The sequence below is a fragment of the Actinomycetota bacterium genome (assembly GCA_005888325.1).
In the GTDB taxonomy this organism is placed as follows: Bacteria; Actinomycetota; Acidimicrobiia; order Acidimicrobiales; family AC-14; genus AC-14.
In genome coordinates, this window is the sequence record VAWU01000056.1 from 15,439 (window position 1) to 27,023 (window position 11,585).

Here is an 11,585-nt window from a genome sequence, read left to right on the forward strand (position 1 = left end):
CGGCAAGGAGATGCTCCTCAGCTGCGAGTTCTCGGGATGGGTCGTGCGCGTCGACGTCGAGCACATGAGCGTGACCGGCGAGCTGCACGTGGGAGGGTCACCGGTCGACGTGAAGCTGTCCCCCGACGGCTCCGTCTTCTACGTCGCCAACCAGGTGCGCGGCGGGGTCTCGGTCGTCGACGCGAGCTCGATGACCGAGCGACGCTTCATCCCGACCGGCAGAGGTGCCCACGGGCTCTACGTCAGTCGAGACGGGCGCGCGCTGTACGTCTCGAATCGCCTCGCCGGCAGCGTGTCGGTGATCGACTTCGCCACCGGGCACGTCTCCGCGACCTGGCCCACCGGTGGCAGCCCCGACATGGGTGGGGTGTCGGCGGACGGCACACAGCTGTGGCTCTCGGGCCGGTACGACGCGGCGGTGTACGTCATCGACACGCGCACCGGGCAGGTGCTCCACCGCATCCCCGTCGGCAGGGGCCCCCACGGGCTCTGCGTGTTCCCGCAGCCGGGCCGCTACAGCCTGGGCCACACCGGTGTGTTCCGGTGACCGCCCCCGACCCCGCGTTCTTGTCGTAGGCAACCGTCCTCAGGACGGCTACGTACGACAAGAAGACGCGCCGGGGCATGGTGGAATGTCGACCGTCGGGTTGCGAAAGGACGTCATGGCCCTCACCGAGAAGCAGGAGGCTCTCTGTCGAGAGAGCGGCTGGGATTTCTCCGACCTCAGGGCGTTGTTCATCAACTGCACCTTGAAGCGCTCACCCGAGCTCTCCCACACCGAGGGGTTGGCGAGGATCTCGATGGAGATCATGCGCAGGAACGACGTGACCGTCGACTTCGTGCGCGCGGTCGACCACGAGATCCCGGTGGGCGTGTACCCCGACATGCGCGAGCACGGCTACGACCGGGACGAGTGGCCGCAGCTCTACGAGCAGGTCCAGGCCGCAGACATCCTCGTGTTGTGCAGCTCCATCTGGCTGGGCGAGAAGTCGTCGGTCTGCACCAAGGTGATCGAGCGGCTGTACGGGAACTCGCACCTCCTGAACGAGCGCGGCCAGTACGCCTACTACGGGCGCGTGGGCGGCTGCCTCGTCACGGGCAACGAGGACGGCGTGAAGCACTGCGCGATGAACATCCTGTACTCGTTGCAGCACCTCGGCTACACGATCCCGCCGCAGGCCGATGCGGGGTGGATCGGCGAGGCGGGGCCCGGGCCCTCCTACCTCGATCCGGGCAGCGGTGGCCCCGAGAACGACTTCACGAACCGCAACACGACGTTCATGACCTGGAACCTCCTCCACCTGGCCCGCATGCTGAAGGACGCCGGCGGCATCCCCGCCCACGGCAACCAACGCTCCGAATGGGACGCGGGCTGCCGTTCCGACTTCCCGAATCCCGACTACCGCTGAGCCGGTGGGCCGACGTCCGTTTCGTCCGCCGGCGCGCCGATTCACAGGTTCGTCCCAGGCGGGTGCGGTCTACTGGTGCACAGCCGCCGATCGACCAGTGGCAGACAAGGAGCGCCGATGACACCCGTGACCCGCAGGCTGCTCGTGGGAGCGGTCGCCGCCGGGGCGACCGCCGCGCTCGGGATGGGTCTCGCATCCGCCCAGACCGATGGACCCTCGACGACCCAGTCGCCGCCGGCGACGACCCAGCCGCCCTCCGCCCAGCCGGATCACCGGTACTGCCCCTGGCACCACGGGGGCAATGGGGACAGCGGCACGACCACACCCGCGGCGGACGTCGGCTCACCTCCGGTCTGACGTCGTCACCGCGGCGATTCGAACACGACGAAAAGGATTCAGATGCGTAGGGAACGGCTGATCGGAGCGCTCGCCTTGACGGGCGCCCTCGTCGGCGGCGGCGTGGCCGGTGCGGTGCTCGGGATCCCCGGGATCTCGGGGGCCCAGTCGGGCACCAGCGCGCCGACCACGACCGTCGCGCCCGACCGAGGCGCGATGCCCCACGGTGATCGCCACTTCGGCCGGGGCCCGGGCTTCGCGCCCGGCGCCGAGGCCGCGGTCGTCGCCAAGGCGATCGGGATCAGCGAGGCCGACCTGCGCGACCAGCTGCGCAGTGGCAAGACCATCGCCGAGGTGGCCAAGGCCAAGGGCGTCGACGTGCAGAAGGTCATCGACGCGCTCGTGGCCGACGTCAACCGCCGCATCGCGCATCGACCAGGCAGTGACCGACAAGCGCATCACCGCCGAGCGCGCCGCCTCCATCAAGGCGGGCCTGAAGGACCGCATCACCCGCCTGGTGAACGAAGGCCTGTGCTTCAAGGGCCACGAGGGCTTCGGCCGGCGCCCGGGCTTCGCGCCCGGCGCCGAGGCCGCGGTCGTCGCCAAGGCGATCGGGATCAGCGAGGCCGACCTGCGCGACCAGCTGCGCAGTGGCAAGACCATCGCCGAGGTGGCCAAGGCCAAGGGCGTCGACGTGCAGAAGGTCATCGACGCGCTCGTGGCCGACGTCAACCGCCGCATCGACCAGGCGCCGCATCGACCAGGCGGTGACCGACAAGCGCATCACCGCCGAGCGCGCCGCCTCCATCAAGGCGGGCCTGAAGGACCGCATCACCCGCCTGGTGAACGAAGGCATGCGGTTCAAGCCCGATCATCCGTTCGGTGGACGGGGTCGCGGCTTTCCGCGCGGGCCGAGCGGTGTGGGCCACGGTGCCGCGCCCCCCGGCACCGTCACCAGCTGACCTGCCCCCGATCCGGTCCCGTGATGTCCGGCTCGACGCCGGAACCGCCCTGACGCGCGGTCCCGGACGATCGGCCACACTCGGGAGATGCGCAGCCAATGGTCGGACGTCGACGCCGCCGCACACCCGGGACCGCTCGGGCCGCGGGTCTACACCTCACGGCTCCTCGGCGCCGAGACGTCGCTCGTCATGCACGGCGGCGGCAACACCTCGGTCAAGCTGGCCGAGCCCGACCTCTTCGGCCGGCCCCTCGACGTCCTCTACGTCAAGGGGTCCGGCAGCGATCTCGCGACCGTCACCGAACGGGGCTTCGCACCCGTCCGTCTCGATCACCTGCTGGCGCTGGCCGGGCTCGACGAGCTCAGCGACGCGCAGATGGCCGACCAGCTGCGCCTGGCCTGCACGCGCGGTGACGCGCCGGCCCCGTCGGTGGAGGCGATTCTGCACGCGATCCTGCCTGCCCGCTACGTCGACCACACCCACGCCGATGCGGTGCTCGCCATCACCAACACACCGAACGGGCGCAAACGCATCGAGGAGCTGTACGGCGACCGTGTCGTCGTCGTCGACTACGTGATGCCGGGGTTCGCGCTCGCCCGCCGATGCGCCCAGGTGTTCCCGGCGGAGCGGACCGGTGCCACCATCGGCATGGCCCTCATGAACCACGGCATCTTCTCGTTCGCCGAGGATGCCCGCGAGTCGTACGAGCGCATGATCGAGCTCGTCAGCCTGGCGGAGGACTACCTGCAGCAGCACCGCGCCTGGGCGCTCCCGACGGCAGGCCCGGAGCAGTCCCGGGGGTCCCGGCGGAACGCGCTCGCCGACCTGCGGGGCGAGGTGTCGGAGGCCGCCGGGGCGCCGATGATCATGCTGGCGACGCGGACGCCCAGGACCGCCGCCTTCCTGGGTCGGGACGATCACGCCGCGCTCGCCCGGCGCGGTCCTCTCACGCCGGACCACGTCATCCGCACCAAGCGAGTTCCGCTCGTCGGGCGCGACGTCCGGAGTTACGTCGACGACTACCGGCGCTACTTCGAACGCAACGCGCCTCGATCGGGTGCGCCGCTCGCCATGCTCGACCCCGCGCCGCGCGTCATCCTCGACCCCGAGCTGGGTCTCTTGACCGTCGGGCGGACCAGCCGCGACGCCGCCGTGGCGCGCGACATCGCACTGCACACGCTCGACTCCATCGAGCGCGCGGTTGCGCTCGATGATTGGCAGGCGCTCCCCGAGAGCGATCTGTTCGACGTCGAGTACTGGGAGCTCGAGCAGGCGAAGCTGAAGCGGCAAGGCCCGCCGGCGCCGCTTGCGGGGGAGATCGCGCTCGTCACCGGGGCCGCCTCCGGCATCGGGCGCGCCACCGCCGAAGCGCTGCTCGACGGCGGGGCCGCCGTCGTGGGCCTCGACGTCGACGGACGGGTCGCGGATCAACACGGCGACGACGCGTTCCTCGGTGTCCGCTGCGACGTCACCGACGAGGCCGCGGTCGAGGAGGCATTGGAGACCGCCGTACAGCGGTTCGGGGGTCTCGACATCCTCGTGCTGAACGCCGGCGTGTTCCCGCCGTCCGCGCGCATCGAGGAGCTGTCGCGGGACGAGTGGCGACGCGTGATGGCAGTCAACGTCGACGCCAACCTGTCGCTCCTGCGCGTGACCGCGCACTTGTTGGCGCGCTCACCGCGGCACGGCCGCGTCGTCGTCAACGCGTCGAAGAACGTGCACGCACCGGGACCCGGCGCCGCCGCCTACTCCGCGTCGAAGGCGGCCCTGACCCAACTGGCGCGGGTGGCGGCGCTCGAGTGGGCGGCGCAGGGCATCCGCGTCAACATCGTGCATCCCAACGCCGTGTTCGACACAGGCGTCTGGGACCCGAGCGCGATCGAGGCGCGTGCTGCCGCCTATGGCCTCACCGTCGAGGAGTACCGGACGAACAACCTGCTCGGCGTGGAGATCACGAGCCGAGACGTCGCGGCGGTGATCGTCGCCCTCTGCTCTCCCGCGTTCTCGAAGACCACCGGGGCACAGGTGCCGATCGACGGAGGAAACGAGCGGATCGTCTGATCCGCCCCCTCGCGGGACATTTCCGCCGATCGGGACGTTTCGTCGACCTGGCTGCTTGCTCGGGTCGACCCCGCTGGTTAGGTTCGCGGGTGGTCGGGCGGCGCTCCCTCGCGAAACACACGTGCCCGGTCGAGCATCTGCCTATCTCGTGAGAGTCAGCGCAAGCATCAGGCCGTACGGACGGCCCGCCGTGTTCCTCGCGACCGCTCTCGTGGTCTCTATCGCCTTCCCCGTCGCGACGAGAGCCGTGACGGTCGCCGACAAGCGCGCCCAGGCGGCGCGCCTCAAGGCGGAGGTCGACGCGCAGGCCGAACGGATCGCCGCGGCCGACCGGAAGCTCCGCCTCGCCAGTTACGACGTCCACGACGCCGACGCACGCATGCGGTCCGCGCAGGCGCGGGTCGAAGCCGCACAGGCGGTGCTCGTCACCGCTCGGAGGCGTCTCGCCAGCCGCGCGGTCAACGCGTACGTGCACGGCGGCCAGGTGTCGTTCGTCGAGCAGATCGTCGGTAGTGACGGCGCCGACCTCGAGCTGCGACGTCACTACATCGACGCGGCCCTTCGTTCCGATCGACTCGCGATCGACGCGTTGCAACGGAGGCGGGACGAGATGGCGGCGTCCGAGCGTGGGCTGCGTGAGGCGCGGCAGGCGGCGCAGCAGTCGGTCGAGCGGGTGCGCGCGAGCCGCGATCAGGTCGCGTCGACCGAGGCGGTGCAACGAGCGAACCTCCTGCAGGTGCGCGGCGAGCTCGGCGATCTGGTTCGCCAGCAGCAGCAGCGTGACTTCGCGGCTGCGCTCAGCCGTGCCGAGCGCGCCGCCGGGGTGCCGCAGCAATCGCCCGCGGCCCCGCCGGCCCCGCCGCCGGATGCGGTCTCCGCGCCGGCGCCGACCACCACCGCGACGTCCGCGCCCCCAACCGCACCCGTGGACCCGCCGAGCTCCCCCGGCGGCATCTGGGCGTGCATCCGCGAGAAGGAGTCGGGCAACAACTACCGGGCGCCGGGCGGCGGGGCGTACCAGTTCCAGCTCGCCACGTGGCAGTCGCTCGGCGGCACGGGCCTCCCGGAGGACGCGCCTCCGGCGGTGCAGGACGAGATGGCGATCAAGCTGCAGCAGCGCAGCGGCTGGAGCCAGTGGTCCACCGCCGCGGCGTGCGGGGCGTACTGACGACCGAACGCCTCGAGGTGTCGCGGTGGGCCGCGGTGTCGCTTGCGCCGTCGTTTGTGGCGGTCGCTCACGGCCGGCTCGTGGCGACGCATCGCCGGCGCCGCTAGCTTCGTGGGTGCGTTCGCCGTCGACAACGTGCACGAGCAACCCGAGCGCGGCGGGCTCATCCGCGGCGTGGGCGCCGCCTCCATGCGGCGATGAACCGTCTCGACCTCTCCGACCGCCACGACCGCCTGCTCCACCGGGTGCTGCGACTGCAGGCCGGGCAGGTGGGCGACGACGTGTTCATCATGTCGGGCGACCGGCACTTCACCTTCGCCGACGTCGACCGGCGCGCCGACGAGCTCGCCGCCGGGCTGCATGCGCTGGGGGTGAGCCGGGGCGACACCGTCGCCGTTTTGATGGAGAGCTGCCCCGAATTCGTGCTGCTGAGCTTCGCGGTCAATCGCATCGGAGCCGTCTGGGTGGCGACGAACATCGACTTCAAGGGCGAGTGGCTGCGGGGGAGCCTGCACGGCAGCCGGGCGCGCGTGCTGGTCGTCGACGCCCGTCTCTTGCCGCGGGTGGTCGAGCTGGGTGACGGCCTCCCCTTCGAGCACGTCGTCGTGCGCGACGAGTCAGGCGCCCTCGACCTGTCCGGCCCGGCCTCAGCGGCCAAGAGCGGAGACGCGGTGTCGGTGCGGACGGGTGAAGACGGTCACTACGGCGACACGGCTGCGGTGCTGTGGACCTCGGGCACGACCGGCCGGTCCAAGGGCGTGATGCAGAGCCACAACGCCTGGCTGCGCGGCGCCGAGAGCGGCGCCACCACCTCGGGCGCACGCGATGGCGACGTCCTCTACTGCTGTCTGCCGATGCACAACTCGGCCGCATGGGTCGCGATCGTCTACCGGGCGCTCGTGTGCGGGCTCCCCTTCGGCCTCGACCCGCGCTTCTCCGTGGCGGACTTCTGGGACCGCGTCCGCTTCTACGGCGCCACGCAGACCTTCACCCTGGGCGCCATGCACGTCTTCCTGTGGCAGCAACCCGAGCGGCCCGACGACGCGGTCAACCCGGTGCGCGTCGCCTCGTGCGTCCCGATGCCCGAGGGGCTCCTCGAGCCGTTCAAGCGGCGGTTCGCGATCGAGCAGATCTACCAGGGCTACGGGCAGAGCGAGGTGCTCGGGCTCCTGTCGCGGGTCGACGACGGCCGCCGGCGCTGGAGCCCGAACACCGCGGGGGTGCCGTTGCCGGGCATCGACGTCCGCCTGCTCGACGACGACGACCGGGAGGTGGAGGTGGACGAGGTGGGGGAGATCTGCGTGCGTCCGACCGAGCCGTACGTGTTGTTCAACGGCTACTTCGACGATGCCGACGCGACGTTGCGTGCCGTCCGCAACCTCTGGTACCACACCGGCGACCTGGGCCGGCGCAACGAGGAGGGCGAGTACTTCTTCTTCGACCGCAAGGCCGATTACATCCGGTACAAAGGGCGCAGCGTGTCGTCGTTCGCAGTCGAGGCCACCGTCGCCGGCCACCCTGGGGTGGCCGAGTGCGCGGCGTACGGCGTCACGTCGGCGGAGCTCGAGTCGGAGGCCGAGATCAAGGTCGACGTCGTCCTCCGGCCCGGCGCATGCGTGCAACCCGACGAGCTCGCGCGCTTCGTCAACGACAACGCGCCCTACTTCCTCGTGCCCCGCTACATCGAGCTCGTCGCCGAGCTGCCGCACACGCCGACGGGGCGGGTGCAGAAGTACCTCGTGCGCCGGCGCGGCGTCACCGCCGCGACGTGGGACCGTGACGCGGTGGGCTTCGTGGTGGAACGGTGAACGGTCTTCCGTCAAGCGAGGACCGAAGCACCCGCAGGCAGGCGGTCGGCGAGCTCGCGTCGTCGCTGCGCGCGCTGGCCGACGCGGCCGCCGAGACGGCTGTCGGCGAGCCGGAGCTCGAGGGCGTGACGATCGAGGTGCGGGAGCTGGCGCCGCCTGGGCGCGGCCCGCGACGACGGTCCCTACTCGGGGCTGCATGGTCGCGAGCTCGACCTGTCCACCCCGGCCGGCCCCCTGCCGCTCAGCCCGGTGATCGGTGACTGCAACCCGTCGGCCCCCGACGTGCGCCTGCGCTTCGAGGATGGGCGGGTGCGGGGCACGGCCCACCTGACCCGCCGCCACGTCGGCCCGCCGGGCGTCGCCCATGGCGGGGTTGGGGCGATGATCGCCGACCAGCTGGTGGCGGTGGCGCCGTTCGTGTTGGGCCTGACATGTGTCACCCGTGCCATGACGGTGCGGTACCGCCGCCCCATCCCTCTCTACCGGGAGCTCACGCTCGAGGCGCGGTGCGAGCAGACCGCCGACGAGGCGGCGCGCGCGTGGTGCACGATCTCGGTGGATGACGACGTCGTGCTCGAAGCCGAGGCGGACATGGTGGTGGCGATGCACGTGACCCGCCCCGATGGGCGGCCGGGCCGGCGATGAGCGCGGCGCGGACGACCGGCAACACCGGCATCACCGACGACGCCGTGGCCCGCCTGCGGGCGCGCATCGGCATCGCCGAGCCGCACCCGCAGCCGCCGCACTACCTGCGCCCCAACGAGGATGCGTTCCGCCACATCGCCGAGTCCTACGGCGACGACAACCCGCTGTGGTGGGACCGCGAGCACGCCGCGGCCACCCGTTGGCGTGGCGTGATCGCGCCACCCCCCGCGGTGGGTGGCGACACGTTGATCGGCGAGGACGAGGTGACCGCGGTGGCGCCGGAGCACGTCGCCCTCATGAAGGGCGACCCGCTGCGCGGCGTCCACGCGTACTACTCGGCCAGCGCACGCGAGTGGTGGGCGCCGTTGCGGCCGGACCGGCGGGTGTTCCGCCGCAACGCCCTCGTCGGCGTGCTCGACAAGCCCAGCGACTTCGCGGGCCGTGCGATCCACGAGTGGACCGCGCAGGTCTTCCGTGACGACGAGGGCACGTTGCTGGCGGGGCAGTACCGGCTGATGATACGCACCGAGCGCGAGAAGGCGCGCGACCGGAAGAAGTACGACGATGTCGTGATCGAGCCCTACACCGACGACGCCCTGGCCGAGATCGACGAGCACTACGCCCGCGAGCGGGCGCGGGGGAGCGAGCCGCGTTGGTGGGACGACGTCGAGGAGGGCGACGAGGTGGGCCCGCTCGTGAAAGGGCCGCTGACCGTCACCGACATCATCTGCTGGCACGTCGGCATGGGCATGGGCCTCTACGGCGTGAAGCCGCTGCGCCTCGGATGGCGCAACCGCCGCCGGGTGCCGCGGTTCTTCCACAAGGACGACCTGGGCGTGCCCGACGTGCTCCAGCGGGTCCACTGGGACCCGTCCTACGCCCGCCGAGCCGGCAACCCCACGACGTTCGACTACGGCCGCATGCGCGAGACGTGGCTCATCCACCTGTGCACCGACTGGATGGGCGACGACGCCTGGTTGTGGAAGCTCGACTGCGAGTTCCGCCTCTTCAACTACGTCGGCGACACCCACTGGATGCGCGGCCGGGTGACCCGCCGCTACGTCGTCGACGGAATCGGCCCGGCGGTCGACCTCGACGTGTGGGGTGAGAACCAACGGGGCGAGGTCACGTGCCCCGGCCACGCGAGCGTGCTGCTCCCGAGCCGCCGGCACGGGCCGGTCCGGCTTCCGCCGCCACCCGGCGGAGCCGGCGACCTGCAGGGCGCGCTCGACGCCGTCGTCGCGGGGTTCTCGTGACCCTGCACGTCGAGCGCGATGGCGCCGTCCTCCGGCTGAGGCTCGACAGCCCCCGCCGCAATGCGCTCGACGACGCGTCCGTCGCCGCGCTGATCGGCCACCTCGAGGCGGCCGGACAGGACGACGGGGTGCGCGTCGTCACGTTGTCCGGCACAGGTGACGACTTCTGCAGCGGCTTCGACCTCGTCGGTCGCAATCAGGCTCGCGGCGAGCGACCCCGGGTGGGCAGCATCCAGCGCCGTCTGCCGGCGCAGGCGCACCGGCTCATCCCGCTGGTCCTCGAGGTGCAGGTGCCGGTGGTGTGCGTGGTGCGCGGCTGGGCGGCGGGCATCGGCTTCCAGCTCGCGCTGGCCGCCGACTTCACCGTCGCGGCGGGCGACGCGCGGTTCTGGGAGCCGTTCCTCGCGCGGGGCTTCACCCCCGACAGCGGGGCGGCCTGGCTGCTGCCGCGTATGGTGGGCATGGCCCGGGCGCGGGAACTGCTCATCCTCGGCCGCGAGCTCACTGGGACGGAGGCCGCGCGGTGGGGCCTCATCCATCGCGCCGTCGACGGCGACGAGCTCGACCGCGAGGCCGCCGCGCTGGTCGCGACCCTGGCGTCGTCGGCGACGGTCGCGGTCGGCCTGACGAAGCGACTCCTCAACACGGGAACCTCACTCGACCTGCACGCCCACCTCGCCAACGAGGCGTTCGCGCTCGAGCTGTCGTCGCGCAGCCAGGACTTCAAGGAGGGGTTCGCCGCGTTCAGCGAGAAGCGTCCGCCGAAGTACCAGGGCCGATGACGATCGTGCTGACCGATGCAGACGACGTCGAAGGCGCAGTCGCTGCGGTCCGTGCATGGGTGGAGGAGCACGTCCCCGCTCGATGGCGGGAGGCGGCCGCCGGCGGGCCGGCGGCCATCCGGGCCGTGCGCCCGCGCGCCGACTACGAGGCCTGGTACCCGGTGTTCGGCGCGTCGGGCCTCGTGGCCCCGGCGTGGCCCGTCGCGTACGGCGGGCTGGGCGCGTCGAACACGGTGGCGCGGGCCATCGACAACGAGCTGCGACCCTTCAACCTCGGCCGCCTGAACCCGCTTGGCCTCAACCTGGCGGCGCCGGCGCTCTTCGCCCACGGCACCGAGCACCAGCGCCGGCGTTTCCTGCCGCCGATCGTGCGCAACGAGGAGGTGTGGTGCCAGCTCTTCAGCGAGCCGGGGGCCGGTTCCGACCTCGCCTCGCTGGCAACGCGCGCCGACTTCGACGGCGACGAGTGGGTCGTCACCGGCCAGAAGGTGTGGACCACGTGGGCCCATCTGGCCGACTTCGCGGTGCTCCTGGCCCGCACCGACGCCGAGGTCCCCAAGCGCGAAGGGCTCAGCTACTTCCTGCTCGCGCTGCGCCAGCCGGGTGTCACCGTGCGACCGCTGCGGCACATCGGCGGCGAGGTCGACTTCAACGAGGTCTACCTCGAGGGCGCGCGTGTGCCCGACGCGCACCGGGTGGGCGCGGTGGGCGACGGATGGAAGGTAGCGAACGCCACGCTGTCGGGTGAGCGGCAGATGGTGGCGGGCTCGGGCTCGGGCGGTGTGGACCGCATCGGTGGCTCCGGCGTCGGCCGCCTCCTGCGCCTGGCGCGGGAGCGCGGGCGCGCCGCCGACCCGGTGGTACGGCAGCGATTGGCAGGGCTCTGGTGCGAGGAGAAGGTTCGCGAGTGGACGAACGAGCGGGTGCGCGCCAACGCCAGGGCGGGGCGGCCACCCGGTGCGGAGAGCTCGATCGGCAAGGTCCACGGTGCCGAGCTCAACCAGCGCGTGCAGCTGCTCGCCACCGACCTCCTCGGCGCGCGCGCGACCGCGTGGGTGAACGGCGCGACGAGCTACGAGGAGGGTCTGCCGTACGAGATCTCGGGCATGCTGCGGAGCCGGGCCAACACCATCGAGGGGGGCACGTCCGAGGTCAACC

At 71.8% G+C, this 11,585-nt stretch carries 13 protein-coding genes; 11 read left to right on the forward strand and 2 right to left on the reverse strand.

The genetic code is table 11. From position 1 onward, the window contains the following. The 3 genes from E6G06_16560 to E6G06_16570 all read left to right on the forward strand — a co-directional run. Window positions 1-547 (forward strand): hypothetical protein (locus E6G06_16560; protein TML88218.1); only part of this gene is annotated, 547 nt, incomplete at its 5' end. A gap of 115 nt (window positions 548-662) precedes the next feature. Then, window positions 663-1,409: a flavodoxin family protein gene (locus E6G06_16565; GenBank protein TML88219.1), complete on the forward strand. Its 747-nt coding sequence runs from the start codon at window positions 663-665 to the stop codon at window positions 1,407-1,409. A gap of 117 nt (window positions 1,410-1,526) precedes the next feature. Beyond that, a complete protein-coding gene (locus tag E6G06_16570; protein ID TML88206.1) occupies window positions 1,527-1,766 on the forward strand; it encodes a hypothetical protein in 240 nt (79 codons plus the stop codon). On the opposite strand, the gene E6G06_16575 is transcribed toward E6G06_16570, so the two are convergent. Then, window positions 1,752-2,198 carry a hypothetical protein gene (locus E6G06_16575; protein ID TML88207.1) on the reverse strand — a complete coding sequence of 149 codons (447 nt, stop codon included), beginning with the start codon at window positions 2,196-2,198 and terminating at the stop codon, window positions 1,752-1,754. The two genes, E6G06_16570 and E6G06_16575, sit on opposite strands and share 15 nt — an antisense overlap. Beyond that, a complete protein-coding gene (locus E6G06_16580) occupies window positions 2,158-2,523 on the reverse strand; it encodes a hypothetical protein (GenBank protein TML88208.1) in 366 nt (121 codons plus the stop codon). Before E6G06_16580 ends, E6G06_16575 begins: the two co-directional genes overlap by 41 nt. Here E6G06_16580 and E6G06_16585 point away from each other — a divergent pair. The 8 genes from E6G06_16585 to E6G06_16620 form a co-directional block, all read left to right on the forward strand. After that, window positions 2,513-2,707 carry a hypothetical protein gene (locus E6G06_16585; protein TML88209.1) on the forward strand — a complete coding sequence of 65 codons (195 nt, stop codon included), beginning with the start codon at window positions 2,513-2,515 and terminating at the stop codon, window positions 2,705-2,707. The two genes, E6G06_16580 and E6G06_16585, sit on opposite strands and share 11 nt — an antisense overlap. 87 nt (window positions 2,708-2,794) lie before the next feature. After that, window positions 2,795-4,768, forward strand: a complete 1,974-nt coding sequence (locus E6G06_16590; protein ID TML88210.1) for a bifunctional aldolase/short-chain dehydrogenase — start codon at window positions 2,795-2,797, stop codon at window positions 4,766-4,768. Between the two features lie 610 nt (window positions 4,769-5,378). Next, window positions 5,379-5,936, forward strand: a complete 558-nt coding sequence (locus tag E6G06_16595; GenBank protein ID TML88220.1) for a hypothetical protein — start codon at window positions 5,379-5,381, stop codon at window positions 5,934-5,936. 197 nt (window positions 5,937-6,133) lie between these two features. Continuing rightward, entirely contained in the window at window positions 6,134-7,744 is a 1,611-nt protein-coding gene (locus tag E6G06_16600; GenBank protein ID TML88211.1) for an ATP-dependent acyl-CoA ligase, read from the forward strand. A gap of 249 nt (window positions 7,745-7,993) precedes the next feature. Next, window positions 7,994-8,389: a PaaI family thioesterase gene (locus E6G06_16605; GenBank protein TML88212.1), complete on the forward strand. Its 396-nt coding sequence runs from the start codon at window positions 7,994-7,996 to the stop codon at window positions 8,387-8,389. Further along, a complete protein-coding gene (locus tag E6G06_16610; protein ID TML88213.1) occupies window positions 8,386-9,645 on the forward strand; it encodes a hypothetical protein in 1,260 nt (419 codons plus the stop codon). Before E6G06_16605 ends, E6G06_16610 begins: the two co-directional genes overlap by 4 nt. Then, complete coding sequence (locus E6G06_16615) at window positions 9,642-10,427, forward strand: enoyl-CoA hydratase/isomerase family protein (GenBank protein TML88214.1); 786 nt, start codon at window positions 9,642-9,644, stop codon at window positions 10,425-10,427. The genes E6G06_16610 and E6G06_16615 overlap by 4 nt, the downstream gene beginning before the upstream one ends. After that, a partial coding sequence (locus E6G06_16620; protein TML88215.1) for an acyl-CoA dehydrogenase occupies window positions 10,424-11,585 on the forward strand: 1,162 nt, incomplete at its 3' end. The genes E6G06_16615 and E6G06_16620, both read left to right, overlap by 4 nt.

Bases quoted from the DNA above. Each gene is read 5' to 3' on its own strand.
- E6G06_16595 (TML88220.1), top strand. From the start codon at position 5,379: ATGGCGGCGTCCGAGCGTGGGCTGCGTGAGGCGCGGCAGGCGGCGCAG.
- E6G06_16590 (TML88210.1), top strand. From the start codon at position 2,795: ATGCGCAGCCAATGGTCGGACGTCGACGCCGCCGCACACCCGGGACCG.
- E6G06_16600 (TML88211.1), top strand. From the start codon at position 6,134: ATGAACCGTCTCGACCTCTCCGACCGCCACGACCGCCTGCTCCACCGG.
- E6G06_16565 (TML88219.1), top strand. From the start codon at position 663: ATGGCCCTCACCGAGAAGCAGGAGGCTCTCTGTCGAGAGAGCGGCTGG.
- E6G06_16610 (TML88213.1), top strand. From the start codon at position 8,386: ATGAGCGCGGCGCGGACGACCGGCAACACCGGCATCACCGACGACGCC.
- E6G06_16570 (TML88206.1), top strand. From the start codon at position 1,527: ATGACACCCGTGACCCGCAGGCTGCTCGTGGGAGCGGTCGCCGCCGGG.